General features: G+C 66.4%; 13 protein-coding genes. 10 read left to right on the forward strand and 3 right to left on the reverse strand.

The window, feature by feature from the left end; all coding sequences use genetic code 11:
* Window positions 1-214 precede the first annotated feature (214 nt).
* The 7 genes from KHZ24_09030 (at window position 215) to KHZ24_09060 (ending at window position 10,976) form a co-directional block, all read left to right on the forward strand.
* Entirely contained in the window at window positions 215-1,831 is a 1,617-nt protein-coding gene (locus tag KHZ24_09030) for a C69 family dipeptidase (protein MBS5451332.1), read from the forward strand.
* Between the two features lie 260 nt (window positions 1,832-2,091).
* Window positions 2,092-2,805, forward strand: coding sequence for a response regulator transcription factor (locus KHZ24_09035; protein ID MBS5451333.1), 714 nt, complete (start codon window positions 2,092-2,094; stop codon window positions 2,803-2,805).
* A 141-nt stretch (window positions 2,806-2,946) separates the two neighbouring features.
* The gene (locus KHZ24_09040) at window positions 2,947-4,080 is read left to right on the forward strand and encodes a glycosyltransferase family 8 protein (GenBank protein ID MBS5451334.1); all 1,134 of its coding nucleotides are present in this window, start codon (window positions 2,947-2,949) and stop codon (window positions 4,078-4,080) included.
* Window positions 4,081-4,248: 168 nt separating this feature from the next.
* Window positions 4,249-5,595: an HlyC/CorC family transporter gene (locus tag KHZ24_09045; protein MBS5451335.1), complete on the forward strand. Its 1,347-nt coding sequence runs from the start codon at window positions 4,249-4,251 to the stop codon at window positions 5,593-5,595.
* A gap of 69 nt (window positions 5,596-5,664) precedes the next feature.
* Window positions 5,665-6,942 (forward strand): O-acetylhomoserine aminocarboxypropyltransferase/cysteine synthase, encoded by a 1,278-nt coding sequence (locus tag KHZ24_09050; GenBank protein ID MBS5451336.1) that lies wholly within the window; start codon window positions 5,665-5,667, stop codon window positions 6,940-6,942.
* 349 nt (window positions 6,943-7,291) lie between these two features.
* The gene (locus KHZ24_09055; GenBank protein ID MBS5451337.1) at window positions 7,292-9,073 is read left to right on the forward strand and encodes an ABC transporter ATP-binding protein; all 1,782 of its coding nucleotides are present in this window, start codon (window positions 7,292-7,294) and stop codon (window positions 9,071-9,073) included.
* A complete protein-coding gene (locus KHZ24_09060) occupies window positions 9,066-10,976 on the forward strand; it encodes an ABC transporter ATP-binding protein (protein MBS5451338.1) in 1,911 nt (636 codons plus the stop codon). Before KHZ24_09055 ends, KHZ24_09060 begins: the two co-directional genes overlap by 8 nt.
* Window positions 10,977-11,029: 53 nt before the next feature.
* Here the strand turns inward: KHZ24_09060 and KHZ24_09065 are convergent, their stop codons facing one another.
* Window positions 11,030-11,317: a hypothetical protein gene (locus KHZ24_09065; GenBank protein MBS5451339.1), complete on the reverse strand. Its 288-nt coding sequence runs from the start codon at window positions 11,315-11,317 to the stop codon at window positions 11,030-11,032.
* Window positions 11,318-11,700: 383 nt separating this feature from the next.
* Between KHZ24_09065 and KHZ24_09070 the strand changes: the two genes are divergently transcribed.
* Together KHZ24_09070 and trmB are read left to right on the forward strand one after the other, a co-directional pair.
* Window positions 11,701-12,555 carry a LytTR family transcriptional regulator gene (locus KHZ24_09070; protein MBS5451340.1) on the forward strand — a complete coding sequence of 285 codons (855 nt, stop codon included), beginning with the start codon at window positions 11,701-11,703 and terminating at the stop codon, window positions 12,553-12,555.
* An 85-nt stretch (window positions 12,556-12,640) separates the two neighbouring features.
* The gene (gene trmB / locus KHZ24_09075; protein MBS5451341.1) at window positions 12,641-13,504 is read left to right on the forward strand and encodes a tRNA (guanosine(46)-N7)-methyltransferase TrmB; all 864 of its coding nucleotides are present in this window, start codon (window positions 12,641-12,643) and stop codon (window positions 13,502-13,504) included.
* Window positions 13,505-13,866: 362 nt separating this feature from the next.
* On the opposite strand, the gene KHZ24_09080 is transcribed toward trmB, so the two are convergent.
* Window positions 13,867-14,811 (reverse strand): LysR family transcriptional regulator, encoded by a 945-nt coding sequence (locus tag KHZ24_09080; protein ID MBS5451342.1) that lies wholly within the window; start codon window positions 14,809-14,811, stop codon window positions 13,867-13,869.
* A 238-nt stretch (window positions 14,812-15,049) separates the two neighbouring features.
* Here KHZ24_09080 and KHZ24_09085 point away from each other — a divergent pair, with 238 nt between their 5' ends.
* Window positions 15,050-16,777: an FAD-binding protein gene (locus tag KHZ24_09085; GenBank protein ID MBS5451343.1), complete on the forward strand. Its 1,728-nt coding sequence runs from the start codon at window positions 15,050-15,052 to the stop codon at window positions 16,775-16,777.
* Window positions 16,778-17,003: 226 nt separating this feature from the next.
* Here the strand turns inward: KHZ24_09085 and KHZ24_09090 are convergent, their stop codons facing one another.
* On the reverse strand, window positions 17,004-19,037 hold the full coding sequence (locus tag KHZ24_09090) for an FAD-binding protein (GenBank protein MBS5451344.1): 2,034 nt from the start codon (window positions 19,035-19,037) through the stop codon (window positions 17,004-17,006).
* Window positions 19,038-19,150: the final 113 nt, after the last annotated feature.

The raw sequence follows: 19,150 nt of genomic DNA on the forward strand, positions 1-19,150 counted from the left end.
TAGGGCGCCGCCGGCTCGCGCGAGGCGCTTGGCGCGCCGGCAGAGCAGAGACGCACAGGAGGGGCCCCGCGAGGGGCCCCTCTCGCGTTTGGGGGGGCTGGGGACATCCTGGGTGTTTTGGGCTGCGCTGATGCTCTTGCCTGTTTCGGGTACACTGCGTATCGAATTGTGCCCGCCCTGCTGCTGCCCTCTCGGGCGGTAAAGGAGGTTGCGTATGCCCTGCACTACGTTGCTCGTTGGCAAGAAAGCAAGCTATGACGGTTCGACGATCGTTGCTCGCAACGAAGACTCTGGCGGGGGCACCTTTACGCCGAAGAACTTCACGGTTGTTCAGCCTGAGGATCAGCCTCGTCTTTATACGAGCGTGATTTCTCACCTCACTATCGATTTGCCTGACAATCCCCTTCGCTATACTTCCATGCCGAATGCTCTTCCAGGGGAGGGTATCTGGGGCGAAGCGGGCGTGAACTCTGCAAACGTCACGATGAGCGCGACTGAGACGCTTACGACGAACGAGCGCGTTCTCGGCGCTGATCCCTTCGTGGAATATCGTGCTGCCAGGGGCGTGACGGGTGAAGAGGGCTACGAGCCCGAGGTGCCTGGAGGCATCGGCGAGGAGGACATGCTTACCATCGTTCTCCCTTATATTCGCAGTGCTCGCGAGGGAGTTCAGAGGCTGGGCAGCCTGCTCGAACAGTACGGCACCTATGAGATGAACGGCATTGCGTTCTCGGATGTCGACGAGATCTGGTGGCTTGAGACGGTTGGCGGCCACCACTGGATCGCCCGACGCGTTCCCGATGATTGCTATGCCACGGTTCCGAATCAGCTTGGCCTCGACGTCTTTGACCTTGAGGACGCCCTGGGTGAGCAGCGTGATTTCATGTGCAGCGCCGACCTGCGCGAGTTCATGGCGTCCAATCACCTGGATCTGACGTTCGACGCCGATGACGCTGACGACGCGTGCGATGGTACGCTCGAAGACGTGCTCGATGATGAGCCCGGGGTTGTGCTCGACCGCGCGTTTGATGGCCTCTTTAATCCGCGAGAGGCTTTTGGCTCCCACTCTGACAGCGATCACGTCTACAACACGCCTCGTGCGTGGGCGATGCAGCGTTTCCTCAGCCCGCACGATGAGGAGTGGGACGGGCCGAATGCCACGTGCCGCCCGGAGGACGACGACATTCCCTGGTGCCGCATTCCTGAGCGCAAGCTTACGATCGAGGACGTGAAGTACGCGCTCTCTCTGCACTATCAGGGCACGCCGTTCGACCCGTATGGGCGCAAGGGAGACGAGCGTACACGCGGCTGTTATCGTCCCATCGGCATCAACCGCAATGGGCAGCTCGCCGTGCTGCAGGTGCGCCCCTACGCCCCGGAGTCGCTGCGCGTGATCCAGTGGGTTGCCTATGGCTCCAACCCGTTCAACACGCTCGCCCCGTTCTATGCGAACGTCGAGCGCACGCCGGAGTACCTCAGCAACACGACGGCGCGGGTGTCGACGGACTGCTTCTATTGGGCGAACCGGCTCATCGCGGGCCTTGCTGACCCGCACTTCAACGAGTGTGCGCCCGACATCGAGCGCTACCAGCTCAAGACGGGCGGCTTCGGCCATCGCCTTCTGCGCGAGACTGACGCGCAGGTCGGAGCGCTTGCGGGGGCGACGGCGGGTGCTGATAGCGAGGCGTCGCAGGACGTGCGCGATGCTTTGGCCGCGGCCAACGATCGTATGGCAGACGAGCTGAAGAAGCGGACGGACGACCTGCTCGACAAGGTGCTGCTCACGTCTTCTCAGCACATGAGGAACGCTTTTTCGCGCTCTGATGGCTAGGATCGCGCCCGAGTAAGAATGCGCGCTTTGTTTCGACGGCCCACAGGCGGGGGACAACCCCTCGTTTGTGGGCCGTCGTTGTCGTTGGAGCGTGGATGACTTACTTCATGACACGAAAGGCGTCTTTCGTATTCTAGGAGCTGACTCCTTACTGAAGGATAGCTAAAGTGGCGGTGAGCGCTGGGAACGCCGGCGCCTCGGGTACCCCGAGAGGGGGATCTTTCCCGGGCAGAAACGACGTGGGGGGGGGTATCAAAGCTATGTATCGGCTGTTCATCCTTGAGGACGACGCTGACCAGGCCGAGCTGCTCGAGCAGATGGTTCGGTCGCATGCGCGCGGCTGCGAGTTCGCTACGGAGTGCCTGTCGTCTATTGAGGAGCTTGAGGGCCGCCTTGCCGACGGCGGAGAGCCCGACATCCTTCTCACGGACATCATGCTGAACTCCGATACGGAGCCGAGCGTCGACTATATCCAGAGGCGCTTCCCCTCAGGCTGCGGGACGCAGATCATCTACGTGACCGCCTTCATGGAATACTGTGTGCGCGTCTACCGAACGGAGCATGTCTATTTTCTGACGAAGCCTGTCGAGCGAGAGGATCTGTTTGACGCGCTCGACAAGGCCCTGGCTAACCTGCGGGCGCTCGCGGGCCGTGCCATCGCCGTTCGGACGGGCGGCAGCATTGTCGCGCTGGAGCCCCGCTCGATCCTGTACGCGGAGAGCGATCGTCGCAAGCTGCGCATCCACACGCACCTTCGTGTTCTCGAGACATACATGCCGCTGTCTGAGCTGGCTGACAAGCTGCCGGCGTCGTTTATCCAGCCGCACAAGAGCTTCCTGGTGAACATGGCGCATATCAGCGAGATGAAGCGCAACGACATCCTGCTGACGAACGGGGAGCTCATACCCATGTCGCAGAAGCGCGGCAAGGGCATGCGCGAGGCGTTCCTGAGCTATCTTGGGGAGACGGACTAGCTGGGGGTTGAGCGCGCGGCGTAGGGCACTCGTAGAGCTTTGTGTGAGCGAGGGGCAAGAATTAGCACGGAGGGATCAATTTCGCTCGCGTGACGAGTTTGAAAGGAATGATTCTCTGCCCATCGAGTACAATGCTGACTCATGAAACGGACAGCCGCCGACACACCGGACCTACCTGCGCAGGGAGCTGCGCCGACCGCCTTCCTCGCGAAGACGGCCGCTGAACTGAACCTTTCGTTCTCCGACGTCGTCGTGCTGCTCGCATCCAATGAGTTCTTTGTGCCCTACCTCTCCGCCGCCCTCGAGTCCATTGTCGATCACGTGAGTCCCGATCGCCGCTACGACGTCGTCGTGCTGACCGGAGGGCTTTCTCAGGCTTCCATGGAGACGCTGACGAGTCAGGTTGCCTCCGAGAACGTGGACATCGGCTTTCTCGACGTCACGGCGGCCCTGCAGTCTGTCAGGCTGCCCCGGCGAGGGCGCTTCCGCGCGGAGGCGAGCTTTCGCCTCGTGGCGCCCACGCTGCTGCCGAGCGTGCGCAAGGCCATCTATCTCGACTGCGATCTCATCGTGCTGCGCGACCTCGCCGACCTGTACGACGTCGAGCTCGGCGACAACCTGCTGGCGGCTACGCGCGACGCAGACACGGCAGGCATCTACAGCGGGTACGACACGTGCGTGCGCCCCCACATCGACGACGTCGTGGGCCTGAGCGACCCGTACACATACTTCCAGTCGGGCGTCGTGCTCATGAACTTGGAGGCCATGCGGCGGGACTGTCCGCTCGAGGACATGCTCGACTTCGCACAGAACAACCGCCTGCGCTGGCCCGATCAGGACGTGCTCAACCACGTGGCGCGCGGGCGCTATGTGAGGGTCGACACCCGATGGAACTTCATGACGGACTGGCAGTTCCTCCGCCGTGCGCGCATCGTGGCGCAGGCGCCCCAGGAGATCCAGGACGACTACGACGCGGCCCGGCGCGACCCCTACATCGTGCACTACGCGGGGCCGGACGGCAGGCCGTGGCTCTATCCCTCCTGTGACATGGCCGAGTGCTTTTGGCGCTACGCCAAGCGGAGCCCCTATCTCGACGAGTTCGATCGGCGTCTGCATGCCTCGAAGTCGACGCCGACGGGGCTCCTCAAGCGCCTGCAGGTCGCGTTCATCTACAAGGTGGGTATGCCGGCGTTCGATGCGGTGTTCCCGCCCAAGACGCGTCGCCGCCACACCGTGCTCAGCGTGTACGAGCGACTGGGCGGCCGCGTGGCGTAGCGTTGCCCGCGCCCATGCCGAGAATCCGGCCGCCGGTCGCGGGGCCGACAAGTTCGATACATTTTGCCTGCCTGCTTCAGGTACCATCTTGCTGCCCTCCTGCTCGGGAGGACGCATACCTGCACGTCTGTCTCGGACTCGTCGCGACCCAGGAGGTCATCGGCCCCCATGCCCGTAGCGCTTAGCCTGCTTCTCGTCGTCTTCTTCCTGCTCATGAACGCGTTTTTCGTCGTGGCGGAGTTCTCGCTCGTCCGCGTGCGCAAGAGCCAGGTGGACATGCTTGCCGCTGAGGGTCGCCCCGGTGCCAAGAACGCGAGCCTCATCGCCGGCAACGTGAACGCGTACCTGTCGGCCTGCCAGCTCGGCATCACGCTGGCGTCGCTGGCTCTGGGCTGGCTGGGCGAGCCGGCCGTCTCCGCCCTGTTTCACCCGCTGTTCGAACTCGTCCACCTGCCCGAGGCCGCCGTCGAGGCCGTGTCGGTGGCCATCGGCTTCGTCATCGTGACGGCGCTGCACATCGTCGTGGGTGAGCTCATCCCCAAGTCTCTCGCCATATTCTCGACGGAGCGCTACGCCCTGTTCACGGCGACGCCGCTCGTGTGGTTCTACCGCATCACGTATCCCATCATGTGGCTGTTCAACACGATCACGAACGGCGTCATGCGCCTGCTGGGCCACGATCCGGCCGACGAGCACCAGGTGTACACCGAGGACGAGATTCGCCTGCTCATCGACGAAAGCACCGAGAGCGGCCTCATCGACTCGGAGCAGAACGAGTTCGTCGACAACATCTTCGACATCACGGAGAAGGAGGTCGCGTCCATCATGACGCCGCGCACCGACATGGTGTGCCTGTGTCTCGAGGACACGCTCAAGGAGAACCTCGCCATCGTCGACGAGCACAAGTTCACGCGCTACCCCATCTACCGGCGCGACAAGGACGACATCGTCGGCTTCGTGCACATAAAGGACCTCTACGACCTGGGCCCGGACGCCACGATGTCCGATCTGCGCATCCGCCGCATCGTGGCCGTGCCCGAGAGCATGTACGTGACGTCGCTGCTCGACAGCCTGCGGACGAACCGGACGAAGATCGCCATCGCGGTGGACGAGCACGGCGGCACGGCGGGCATCGTGACGCTGGGCGACGTGTTCAACGAGATCGTCGGCGAGTTCGAGGACGAGTACCTGCACGACAACGTCAGCGACGACGCGCCCGAAGAGGTCGAGCCAGGCCACTTCCTCATGGACGGCTCGTACCCGATGGACGACCTGGTGGACGTGCTGGGTATCGATCCGGAGGAAGAGGAGGGCTTGCACAGCTGCGACACGCTGGCTGGCCTGCTGCTCGACCTGTTCGACCACATCCCGGAGGAGGGCGAGGAGACGGTCTACGTCAAGGAGGCGCCCGGTGAGGTGCGCACGCTGCGGTTCCTCGTCCGCGAGATGGAGGGTAACCGCATCGCGCGCGTCGAGGTGTGGGTGAGCGTGCTGACGCCCGTCGAGGCGGAGTAGACTTCTTGAAACGACGCGCGAGTGCGCCGCCCACGACACATTTTCAACCGCCTTGCGAAAGGACGCCCCATGGACTTCGAGACCGCCTGCCTGCACGCCGGCTACACGCCCGGCAACGGTGAGCCCTGCAGCCTGCCCATCTACCAGAGCACGACGTATCGCTACGACTCGACGGATAGCGTGGCCGGCCTGTTCGACCTCACGGTCGACGGCCACATGTACTCGCGCATCTCCAACCCCACCGTCGCGTTCGTCGAGCAGAAGATCGCCGCGCTCGAGGGCGGCGTCGGCGCGCTGTGCACGACGAGCGGTCAGAGCGCCACGTTCATCGCGCTGCTCAGCATCCTCGAGGCCGGCGACCACGTCGTGAGCTCGGCGACGATCTACGGCGGCACGGTCAACCTGTTCTCCATCACGTTCAAGAAGTTCGGCGTCGAGGTGAGCTACGTGTCGCCTGACGCGAGCGAGGAGGAGATCGCCGCGGCGTTCCGCCCCAACACGAAGGCGCTGTTCGGCGAGACGATGGCCAACCCGGCCATGAACGTGCTCGACATCGAGAAGTTCGCCCGCGTGGCGCACGCCCATGGGGTGCCGCTGGTCGTGGACAACACGTTCGGCACGCCCTACCTCGTGCGCCCGTTCGAGTGGGGCGCCGACATCGTCGTGCACTCGACGACGAAGTACCTCGACGGGCACGCGCAGACCGTCGGCGGCGCCATCGTGGACAGCGGGAAGTTCGACTGGCGCGCCAACGCCGAGCGCTTCCCGGGGCTCACGACGCCCGACCCCAGCTACCACGGCATCGTGTACGTCGACCAGTTCGGCGAGTCCGCCTACATCACGAAGGCTCGCGTCCAGCTCATGCGCGACCTGGGCTGCTACCCGGCGGCGCTGACGGCGTTCCTGCTGAACATGGGCCTGGAGACGCTGCCCGTGCGCATGGACCGCGTCTGCGAGAACGGCCTGAAGGTGGCGCAGTTCCTGGCGAGCCGCCCCGAGATCGAGCACGTGAGCTACCCGGGCCTCGAGAGCGACCCCTACCACGCGCTGGCGCAGAAGTACCTGCCGCGCGGGTGCTCGGGCGTCATGTCGATCGAGATCGCGGGCGGGCGCGAGAAGGCGGCGGCGTTCATCGACCACCTGAAGCTTGTGCGCCTCGAGGTCCACGTAGCCGACATCTGCACGTGCGTGCTGCATCCCGCGAGCTCGACGCACCGCCAGCTCACCGACGAGCAGCTCGTGGCCTGCGGTATCAACCCGGGTCTCGTGCGCCTGTCGTGCGGCCTCGAGAGCGCCGACGACATCATCGCCGACCTGGCGCAGGCGCTCGACGCGCTCGGGGCATAGCGCGGGCGACTGGCTACGACGGAGCCATGACGAGGGCGTCTCAGGCACATGGGCCTGAGACGCCCTTTTTTGATGGGCTGCTGTTGCGACGGGCTTTTGCTTTGGGCTGCTTTTGATGTTTTGTCAGGTCTGTGGGTGACCAGCTGAGTGACGTTGGCTGCGTGGCGAATGGCGCCTGCCGCCGGGCCTTTGTGGAAGTCGAAGGCGACTTGCTCTACAATAGGAGACTAGATAGTCCGAAATAATGACTTTTAAGCGATGTGAGCCGAGATCGCGGGTACTGGCTGGCCGACGAGCCTGCCGGGAGGCCAGCGTCTGCGTGAGGCTCGCCGGAAGGTCCCCAGTCCCTATGAAGACGCTGCTGCACTTCCTCAGGCCGTACTGGCCGCTGGCCGTCGCCACGATCGTCGCGCTGCTCGCCGACGTCGCCGGCGCCCTGCTCATCCCCACGATCCTGGCGGACATCATCAACGTCGGCGTCACGTCGGGCAATCTCGACTACGTGCTGCAGCGCGGCGCCGTCATGCTCGGCGTCACGCTTCTGTCGGGCGCCGGGGCGCTTCTGGGCAACTATCTGTGCGCCTCGCTGGCCTCCAAGATAGCGCGCGATATCCGCAACGCCGTCTACGACGCGTCGCTGGCGTTCTCCGGCGGGGACTTCGAACGCTTCGGCACCGGCTCTATGATCACGCGCACGCTCAACGACGTGAACGTCATCCAGAGCGCGTTCATGATGACCGTGCAGATGGTGCTGCCCGTGCCCATCATGTGCGTCATGGGAATCGTGCTGGCGTTTTCTATCGACGTGCAGGTGGGCTGGCTGCTGTTCGGCATCGTCGTCGTGGTGCTGACGCTCGCCGTCGTCATCGTGAAGAAGGCGGCCGTCATCTTTGAGAAGCTGCAGCGCTTCATCGACCGCATGAATGTCGTGCTGCGCGAGAACGTGACCGGCGTACGCGTCATCCGCGCGTTTGGCAAGGAACCGTACGAGAAGAAGCGCCTGAACAAGGCGTTCTCGGACTATGCGACATCGGCCATCCGCGTGAACTACCTGTTCTCGGGACTCGACAGCTTCTCGTTCTTCCTGATGAACCTGGCGTGCGTGCTCGTGATCTGGCTGGGCGCCGATCGCGTGGGCGCCCACGCCATGGAGATCGGCAGCATCACGGCGCTGACGGAGTACGCGATCCTCATCCTGTTCTACGTCATGATGGCCGAGATGGTGGCGCTCATGCTGCCTCGAGCAAAGATCTGCCTGGAGCGTGCCCAGGAGGTCATCGGCCTCGTGCCGGAGATCCGCGACGGGGCCGTGGCGAGCGCGACGGAGGGTGCCGTCGGGGATGTGGGGCACGCCTCGAAGGACGCGGACGGGACTGCTCGGGCGGGCGAGGTCGTGGCGGCGTTCGAGGGGGCGACGTTCAGGTTCCCCGACGCCGACGAGGACACGCTGCACGACATCACGTTCGCGTGCCGGCGCGGCCAGACGACGGCCATCATCGGCAGCACGGGCTCGGGCAAGTCGACGATCGCGAAGATGCTGCTGCGCCTGCATGACGTGACGAGCGGCCGGGTGACGCTGGGCGGCGTCGACGTGCGCGGCATGGCGCAGGCCGAGCTGCGCGATCACGTTGCTTACGTGCCACAGAAGGCGTGGCTGTTCTCGGGGACCATCGCCGACAACCTGCGCTACGGCGACGCCAGCGCGACCGACGAGCAGATGAGCCATGCGCTGGAGGTCGCCCAGGGGTCGTTCGTCTTCGAGCTGCCCCACGGCCTGCAGACGCGCGTGGCCCAGGGCGGCACGAACTTCTCGGGCGGCCAGCGCCAGCGCCTGTCCATTGCGCGCGCCCTCGTGAAGCGGGCCGATCTCTACGTGTTCGACGACAGCTTCTCGGCGCTGGACTTCAAGACGGACGCCGCGCTGCGGGCCGCCCTCAAGCGCGAGGTCAGCGACGCTGCGGTACTCATCATCGCCCAGCGCATCAACACGGTGCTGCATGCCGACCAGATCGTTGTGCTCAAGGACGGGCGGATCGTGGGGCTGGGCACGCACGGCGAGCTCATGGAGGGCTGCCCGACGTATCGCGCCATAGCCGAGTCGCAGATGAAGGGAGGTGAGGCGCATGAGTAGCGAGCGCGAGGAGGAGCGCGGCCGCGTGCGGGCCGACGCCGCCGAGGTGGCGGCTCAGGACGCAGGGCTGGTTGATGCTGAGGACGGGATCGACGAGGAGGAGCTCGAGGTGCCGCGCGACGTGTGGGCCACGGTGCGCCGCCTGTGGCGCACGGCCTCCGACCAGCACTGGCGCTTCTATGTCGTCATGGCGTCCATCGTGTGCTACGTTGCGCTGAGCATCGCCGCGCCGGCATACAGCGCCTACCTTATCGACCTGCTGTGGGGCAAGATCCAGGCCGCGTTCGCCGGCGAGCAGCCGTTCTCCGTGACGTGGGAGGACGGCGGCCGGCAGATCCTCGTCTACCTGCTCATCTGGACGGCGGCGTGGGTGTTCTACTCGCTGCAGTGCTTTACGATGGCGAGCTTTGCCGAGCGCCTCAACCTACGTCTGCGCAACGCCGTGGGCGACAAGCTCGCGCGGTTGCCGCTCGCGTACTTCGACGCGCACAAGCCCGGCGAGATCATCAGCCGCACGACGAACGACCTCGACAAGATGTCCGAGGTGCTGCAGACGGGCTTGCTGCGCCTGCTGACGGCCGTGGGCATGGTGACGGGCTCGCTCGTGATGATGCTGCGCTACGACGTGCTGCTGACGGGCGTGTTCCTCGTGTTCGCCGTGCTGTCGACGTTTGTCACGAAGTTCGTGGCGAAGAAGACGCTGTACCTTGCGGCGGAGCGCCAGCGCTGCACGGGCATCCTGACCGGCCAGGTCGAGGAGGCGTACAGCGGGCGCACCATCATCAAGGCGTTCAACTGCGAGCGGCGCAGCTCGGCGCGCATCCACGAGGCCACGCAGCAGCTGGCTGAGGCGACGCGCAAGGCGGACTTCATCACGAACGCCATCAACCCGCTTATCCGCAGCGTCATCCGCCTGTCCCAGGTCATCATCGCCGTGCTGGCGGGACGGATGCTCATCCAGGGGTCGCTGAGCGTCGGCATGTTCCAGGCATTTTTCCAGTACGTCTACCAGGCGTCGGAGCCCCTGTCGCAGATGTCGTTCACGATCAACACGCTGCAATCGGCGCTGGCCTCGGCCGAGCGCGTGTTCGACATCCTCGACGAGGGCGAGATCGAGCCAGAGCCTGCGGAGCCGGCGCGCCTGCCGGGGGCGGGCGAGGCCCTGGCGGCGCGGCCTGCGGGGCGCGTGGCCTTCGAGCACGTGCGCTTCGGGTACGACCCGGAGGAGCCGCTCATGCACGACGTGTCGTTCGTTGCCGAGCCGGGGCGCAAGATCGCCATCGTGGGCGAGACGGGCGCGGGTAAGACGACGCTCGTAAACCTGCTCATGCGCTTTTACGAGATCGACGGTGGGCATATCACGCTCGACGGGGTGGACACGCGGCAGATGGCCCGCGCCGACCTGCGCCGCAACTTCGGAATGGTGCTGCAAGACGCGTGGATCTTTGACGGAACCGTTGCCGAGAACATCGCGTACGGACGGCCCGATGCCACGCGGGAGGAGATCGTCGCGGCGGCAAAGATGGCGCACGTCGACTTCTTCGTACGCACGATGTCGCATGGCTACGAAACGAGGCTGACGAGCGACGGCGAGAACCTGAGCCAGGGGCAGCGCCAGCTCATCACGATTGCGCGCGTGTTCCTGTGCGACCCGTCGATCCTCATCCTGGACGAGGCGACGTCGAACGTGGACACGCGCACGGAGCGGGCCATCGTGGAGTCGATGGAGCGGCTGATGCACGGCAGGACGAGCTTCGTCATCGCGCACCGGCTTTCGACGATCGTGGACGCGGATCTCATCCTGCTCATGAGCCACGGCACGATCGTCGAGCAGGGTACGCACGAGGAGCTGCTGGCTGCGGGCGGTGCGTACGCGGACCTCTACCTGAGCCAGTTCGCGTAGAGGGCGGGGTCGGCCGGGGGGTTGCCGACGCCCGGCCGGCTTGCGCCGCGGCCCTAGAAGATGAAGCGCTCGAGCATGGCAAGGAGGGCCTGGTCGGCCTCGGTGCGGGCGAGCTCCTCGGCGCTCGTCCCGAGGCGGGGGCTCTCGACGCCGCCGGTCACCCCGACGAGCTCGGCGTCGTTCAGGGAGGCGGCCCGCGCACTCTCTATGGTCTTGAACGCCGCCTGCGCCGCGGCGTCGTTCAGCCAGATGCCGTACGACTCCATGAGAGCCTTGAGGTCATCGACCGAGAGGCACTGCTTCGTCTTCCCCATCAGCTCCGCGAGGTCGGGCTTGCCCATGGCGTCTCCCTTCGAACGTGCGGCCGCGCTCCTGCGAGGCGTCCCCTCGCCCCGCGATGCGGCCCAGCAAGGACTGCGATATGCGGTGAGCGTAGCATCCCGGGCCATCGCGCGAAAGGAATGGCCGGCTTTCCCGACGCTGGCGCGTGAAATGGTCACGCTTGTTCGGCGCACTGTCGCCCGCGGGGCTGATGGCAAGATGCATCTGTTGACCGCGCCATTCGTTCCGTAAAAAGGCACGTTTGATTGCTCGTAGGACATCTCGAGGGAATGCGACACATGGCCGGCTTTCTACCGTGCCACAATGGGGCCGGGGCGCCCGACGGACGCCGGTAGGGCCGCGCCTGCCGCCTGCCCTGGAGTGCCGAAGAGGAGGAGCCGCTGTGGCCTCAACGCGTACCGAACGATCTGCCAAAGCCGTCGCGCTGGCACAGGAGTTTGCGCACCGGTTCTACAACGGCGAGACCGACTGGATCTGCAGCGTGCTGACGCCGGACTTCACGTGGATCGGCGCCCAGGAAGGACAGTACTGCTTCGACGCCGACATGTTCCGGGAGACCCACGTGGAGATATGCAAGGCGATGCCGCGCTGCGTCATGACGCAGGAAGAGTATCGGTCGGTGCTGCAGAGCAAGGACACGGTGGTCGTTGCCGGCCAGTACCTCATGTACAGCGACCCTATGATGTCGATGGCCTTTGCCTCGCGGCAGAGGGTGACGTTCGTGTGGCGCGAGGTCGAGGGCGGCGAGCTGCGCCTCTGGCACCTCCACGCCTCGGACCCCCTGACGGCGTCGCAGCCCAACGAGGCGTTTCCCGTCGGCTATGCCCGCGAGACGTATCGCTATGCCATGGTCATGGCCAACCAGAAGAGCTACCAGAACTCGAGCGAGCTGCGCGACGTCAATGGAAACGTGCAGATGGTGCGGCTGAGCGACGTCGTGTATCTGGAGGCGAGCCGGCAGAGCACCGTCGTGTACTGCCTGTCCAAGGCGTTTCGTGTGCGCGAGGGCATCACTCGCGTGGCGCAGGTGCTGTCGGGGCAGACGGGGCGGGGCCTGGTGTGCGTGCACCGCAGCTACTACGTGAATGCGCTATACGTCGACACCATCCGCCGGGACGACATCCTGATGACGAGCGGGCAGACCGTGCCGATCTCGACCCGGCGCTACGCCGAGGCCTGCGCGGCCATCTCGCGCGCCCGCGGCGAGGCCGATGCCGATGACGGGCGGGCGGATTAGGCGTGCGCGCGGGGGTGCGATTGGCTAGAATGCCGGGCGGAAAGTTGTCGTCCCGTTAGCCGCCGTGCCCTGGCAAGGAGATCCCATGCGCGCCCGTCGTCCCAAGAACCTCGAGAAGCGATTCGAGTGGTATGCCCCCGTCATCGAGGCGACTCCGCTCGAGAGGGCTAGCACCTGGGCCCAGACGTGGTGCCCGGAGGCGCGCGAGGTGCGCCTTGACCTGGGATGCGGCAAGGGCTCCTACACGCTGCGCGCGGCGCAGGCCGAGCCGGATGTGCTGTTCGTCGGCATGGACTGCGATGCCATCTGCGTTTCCATGGCGGCGAAGAAGGCTCTGGAGGCGGGCGTGGGCAACGTCGTGTTTACGCGCGCCAACGCCGATGACCTCGCGCGGATATTCGCGCCGGGCGAGCTCGGTGGCATCTCGCTCAACTACAGCAGCCCGTTTCCGCCCGCAAAGTACGCCTCGAAGCGCCTGACGCACGTCGAGCGCCTTATGGTATACCGCGAGCTGCTGTGCCCCGGGGCGCGCGTGAGCTTCAAGACGGACAGCGCGCCGCTCTACGAGTTCTCGCGCATCCAGTTTGGGCTTGCGGGCTACGACGTCCTGTGGGAGACAACCGACCTCTACGGGGAGGGGACCTCGGGCCTCGATTCGCAGCTTGCGGCCGCGTGTCGCATCTCGAGCGAGTATGAGGAACGCCTGACAGCTGAGGGCGCAAAGGTGCACGCGCTGGTGGCGGCGCTCGGCCCGCGCCCCGAGGCCTGGACGCAGACTGCGGAGCTCAGCCTGGCGGCCTATCTGCCCGAGGACCTCGACAGCCTGACGTACATCCCCGCCGGCATGGAGGACACGGTGCGCAACCTGCGGAACCGGCAGGCGAACCTGCGCGCCAAGGCCTCGCGCCAGGCGGCGCGCGCGTACTACGACGGGGGCGGGGAGCGGTAGGGGAGCGGAGGCGGAGCGGCGGGCACGCTCGCCGTGGCGTCGCACCTGCGGAGGCGACGGCGTGGGACACCTCGGGGGCGTGCCCGGTGGGCGCGATCTGCGGTTGTGCGAGGTTTTGCAAAACGACGTCGCCAAATTGGGCGCAAATTTCGGGTGTGCTAGGTTTGCGGCGGGTGATGCGGGGCTCGCTGCTTGGTTACCTGCGGTTTTCCTGGGAAGTGCCGCTCTTCGTGGCTGCAGAAGCCGCGCAAACCTGGCACAGCCGTAAATCGCGCCCATTTTCGGTCGCTGGTTTTGCAAAACCTCGCACAACCGAAAGAAGTGCCCATCCCAGGGGTGAGGGCCACGCGGCTGAGCGCCGCCTAGTGAGATGCTGCCCCTTCCGCCCCGATTTGCTTGGCGAGGGCCTGCCCGATGGACCAGAACTGGCGGGCGGCCGCGCTTGGGACTGGGCCCTTGCCAGCGGGCCTGCGGATGAGGTACGTGCCGAACTCGTCACCGCCCTCTATCGCGAGGCGGACGGTGGCCGATCCCGCCGGCGGGGCCTGCACGTCGGGCGGAAAGCCGAAGCAGGCAGCATTGTGCTCGCTGACGAGGTGCCCGAGCAGCGTCGTGTCCGTCGTTGTCGCGCGGATGTCGGGGCGCACGCCCGCCTCTGCGCAGCGCAGCATGACGAAGCGGTGCACGTGGTTGTGCCGCCCGGCCGTCACCATGGCCAGCCCGTCGAGGTCGGTGAGGGCAACTTTCTCCCGCCCCGCCATCGGATGCCCCTCCGGCACATAGAGCCAGACGCCCACGCGGCGCACGCAGAGGCGATCGAACTCGCCCGCGAGCTCGGGATGCGTGCCGACGATGCCGATATTGGCACCGCCTCGCCGAACCTCGTCAAAGACGGCGTCGGTGCTCATCTCTTCGACATCGAGCGCGACGTGCGGGTGGAGTGCCGAGTAGCGCTCGAGCAGACCGTGGGGAAGGGCCTCGCGGCCACCGGTGACCAGCGCGATCGACAGCGCCGCGCGAACGCCATCCGGTTTCGCCGGCGCTCCGCTGGGGTGGCGCAGGTTCACACGGCACAGCTCGTCGAAGGTCGCCGTGATCGGCCGCGCCCCCTTGATGAGGGCGTCACCGCGCTCCGTGGGGATGAGCGCCGCGTTTCGCCGCTCGAACAGGGGAGCGCCCACTTCCACCTCGGCACTCCGTAGCGTTTTGGCGACGGCCTGCCGCGAGACGTGCAGCATCTCGGCGGCGCGGGTGAGCGTGCCGCCGTCGGCTATGGCCAGGATGTGGCGCAGCTCGCGGATGTCCATGGCGGCGATCCCCCTCCCTGCTTGCATGTCTCCCAGTATATCAGCTGCACCCATGCGTGCCTGCGATGCGCAACCCTTGGTTACGGTCGGGCGGAACTTTGGGTGGCGCCGTGCGCGCGGCATCCCCGGTAGACTTTGCCGCGAGAGCGCGGCGCACAAGGGACGCCGCCGCGGCCGTCCGAGCGGGCTCAGCGCCGCGCGCCGGACATGTCGCATCCAAGAGAAAAGGGGATCATCCATGCAGACTACCGTGAGCCGCCGTAGCTTCCTGGCCGGTGCGGGCGCCGTCGCCGCAAGCGCTGCCGCCGCCTCCGCCGTGCCCGCCATCGCCTCCGAGGCTGCGCCGGCTGCCGGCACCATCCTGACCCGCGACACGCTCGCCAACGGCACCTGGTCGTTCATGGTGGCGCCCGAGCCCGTCGCCGAGGACCAGATCGCCGAGGTCAAGACGCACGAGATCGTCGTCGTGGGCTCCGGTGCCGCCGGCCTGTGCTGCGCTGTCGCCGCCGCCGAGCAGGGCGCGGACGTCATCGTGTTCTCCGCCGGCACCAAGCCGCTGTCGCGCGGCGGCTCGTTCCAGGCCATCGGCTCGAAGTACCAGGCCGAGCACGGCATCGAGGACGATCCCGAGAAGCGCCGCGTCCAGACGGCCATCGACCAGGTCGCCGGCTGCCGCATGATGGACATGCGCAAGTGGGCCGTGTGGGAGAACAAGTCGGGCGAGTCCATGGACTGGATGATCGACAAGATGGAGGCCAAGGGCATCAAGTGCTCGCTGGCCGTGCCCTACGTCGACGTCGACGGCGTGCTCGACACCCCTGCGGGCGAGCACAACTTCTGGACGGACGAGGCCCCCATGGGCGTGTTCCAGGGCGCCCCGCTCGTCGCCAAGGCGTGGGCCGACACATTCACGGAGGACTTCGGCGGCGAGATCGACTACAGCACCGTCGCCCAGTACCTGATCCGCGATGACGACAACACGGGCCGCGTGAGCGCCGTCATCGCTCAGGACGCCGACGGCAAGTACATCAAGTACGAGGCCACGAAGGCTGTCGTCCTGGCCACGGGCGACTTCTCCAAGGACCTCGACATGATGGCCCACTTCGCGCCGTATGCCTGGGAGCACTTCAAGGACGTGCTCACGCCCGAGGTCGACTACGACTGCGAGATGGTCTACACCGGTCTCATGCCCGGCGCGGGCCAGAAGATGGGCCTGTGGGTCGGCGCTGCCTGGCAGAAGGTCTTCCCGAACCCCTGCGCCATCAACGGCGCCGTCAGCGGCCCGTCGCACTGCGTCGTCGACTCGTTCTGGGGCATCAACCTGGCCCAGGACGGCAGGCGCTTCCATAACGAGAACACGAACTTCGCGTTCGGCGCCTACACGCGCATGAACCTCAAGGGCGGCACCGCCTACGCGATCTGGGACACGCAGTACGCCTATACGCAGGAGATCTGGGACACGCTGGGCAGCACGATCGACAACGTCAACGGTGACGCGTTCCTGCCCAAGACGCCCGAGCAGCTCATCGCGGGCTGGGACAGCTCGGCCGAGTCGGGCAGCTACTTCAAGGCTGACACGCTCGAGGAGCTCATCGACATGATGGAGGGGCTCGACAAGGAGAACGCCCTCGAGTCTATCGCCAAGTACAACGAGTACGCCAAGAACGGCCTGGACGAGGAGTTTCACGTCAACCCTGAGCTGCTGCACCCCATCGAGACGGGCCCGTTCTACGGCTGCGTCACGCCGGGCTCGACGTTCCTGTGCGTCATGGGCGGCCTGCGCTGCGACGAGCACTGCCAGGTGCTCGACGCGGCCGACGAGCCGATCGAAGGCCTGTACGAGGTCGGCACGATGATCGGCGACTTCTACGCCGGCGCGTACAACTTCGCATTCCAGGGGCAGAACCTGGGCGCCTGCTGCACGACGTTCCCGTACCTCGTCGGTCGCGAGCTCGCCGCGAAGTAAGGGCCGGGGGCCTGCTGGAGGGATGCGAGGCGCGCCCGCCTGGGAGAGATCCCGGGCGGGCGCGCCTCTCGCGTGCTGGTGTGCGGTGCTGCCTCGCGCGCCAGGAGCGGGGCCCTCGACGCGCAAACGAAGACGGCCCGCGCCGCCGCTCCGGCTGGGGAGGGCGACGCGGGCCGTATGCGGCGCAAGGGGACCGGCGCCTCGCGAGGGGCGCCGGTCCCGGGGATTACTTCGCCTGGCTCAGGGCGTCCATGACGGCCGCCTTGAAGCCCTTGAGCGTGTTGGACGCGCCGGAGGCGATGTCGATGTCGTCCAGGTTGCTCACGGTCGGGGCAGCCTCGGCGTACACGGGCAGCGCCTGCCCGCCGATCGTGGGCGTCTCGGCGTTGTCGACGACCTCGACCTTGGCGATCTTGCCGCCCTCGACGGTCACGGACACGGTCATCTTGCCGCCGTAGCCCTGGCCGGAGCCCTCGTAGGTGCCGTCGGCGTAGTCGCTGGCCAGCTCGTTGGCGGCGCCAGCGGCAGCGGCGGCCTCGGCAGCGAGCTTCTCCTGGTGCGTCAGGGCCTTCTCCGTGGCGCCCTCGAACTCGCCCTTGGCGCGCTTGGCGGCGTTCATGCCGGCGAAGCGGCCGAAGACCATCGTCTCGGACAGGTTGCCGCCGCCGTTGTACATGTCGGCGAACACGGAGCCCATCTCGCCGCCCTCGAACAGGCCGGGGATCGGCATGCCCTCGGTGTTGATGACCTGGGCGAACTGGTTGCGGCGCGGGCCGCCCTGCGTGTTGAACAGCGTGGGGCCGATCTTCATCGCGTAGAACGGGCCGGTCTCGACGGGCACGGTGCACATGCGGCCGTAGTCGTCCTCCTCGCCGGCGCCGTCGTTGGCGTGGCAGTGGGCGTTGTACTTCTCGAGCGCCTTGTCGAGCTCGCCGTTGGCGTTGAAGTCGGGGGCGTCGCCCTGCTCGCGGATCTTGGCGGACAGCTCCTCGATCGTCTCGCCGGAGATGATCTCGCCGCTGGCGATCTCCTCGGAGTTGTCGGCGCTGAAGCCCGAGCCCATCGGCTTCTCGGCGATGTGCACGGAGTCGATGATGAGGTAGGCGGGCAGCGGCATGGGCGTGGAGATCCAGCGGCCGCCGATGCTGATGCGGCCGTGGCGCGTGGCGGCCTGCTCGTTCTGGAAGCGCGAGCCGTCGAGGCCGGCGTAGATGCCGAACGCGGCGTTGGCGCCACCGAGGCCGTTGGCCGTGGTGAGGCCGTCCTTGAGGTGCGTCCACATGTAGCCGGAGACGTTGCTCATGTGCCAGAGCTGGGCGCCGACCTGCTGGGCCATCTTGATGCCGTCGCCGGTGTTCGTCGTGCCGGCCTGCAGGTAGGTGTAGGGGAGCTGCGTGAAGTCGGAGATCATGTCGGCGTTGGCCTCGAAGCCGCCCGTGCACAGGCACACGCCGCCGTTGGCCTTGATGGCGAGCTCCTCACCGTCCTTCTCGACGATGACGCCGGTCACGGCGCCGGTCTCGTCCGTCACGAGGCGCTTGCCGGCGCAGCTCTTCCACACGGTGAGCTTCTCGCCGTCGACGCGGGCGTTCACCGCGTTGATGCACAGGTTGTAGTAGCTGGCGTCAAAGCGCGTGCCCGACGCGGTGAGGCACAGGCAGTGCTGCGACTCGGGGATCTCCGGGAACTCGTCCCAGTGATAGACGTAGCCGCTGCGGCCCAGGCCCCAGGCGTTCTCGGTGAGGCGCCAGCTCGCGCCCTGGGCGGCCTCCATCGGGAAGTTGTCGACGGGGTTCTTGTCCTCGGGCGGGCACACGAGCTCGGGATCGGCGCCCAGCGGGCCGGTCATCCACTCCCAGTTGCCCGCCGCGCCCTCGCACATGCCGCGCAGCGCGTCCTCGTCCCAGTTGTTGAACTTGCCCATGAGCTGGGAGAAGTAGGTGTAGAGCTGGTCGGCGTCGTCCGTGGCGATGACGAACTGGCCCGAGGCCTTCGTGTTGCAGGGCTCCTGGCCCTCCGGGGCCTTCTCGCACACGAGGACGGTCGCGCCCTCCTCGTAGGCCGCGACGGCCGCGTTGGCGCCCGCGCCGCCCAGGCCCAGCACGACGACGTCGTACTCGGCGTCCCACGCCGGGGCGTCGGCGGAGGCCGAGGAGGCCTTCTCGGAGGCCAGCGCAGACGCGCCGGCGGTCAGGCCCATGGCGGCGGCGCCGAGGGCGGCACCCTTGATGAGGTTGCGGCGGGAAACGGTGGTGTCCATACGAAAAATGCCCCTTTCGTACGTGTTGTGGCATGCCCCCTGCATGCCGGTTGGCTCTATTTAACAAGGATTTCCTGTGTCCGAGAAGTGCCGAGATTATGAAGGGGATACAA

The sequence above is a fragment of the Coriobacteriia bacterium genome (assembly GCA_018368455.1).
Lineage (GTDB): Bacteria > Actinomycetota > Coriobacteriia > Coriobacteriales > UMGS124 > JAGZEG01.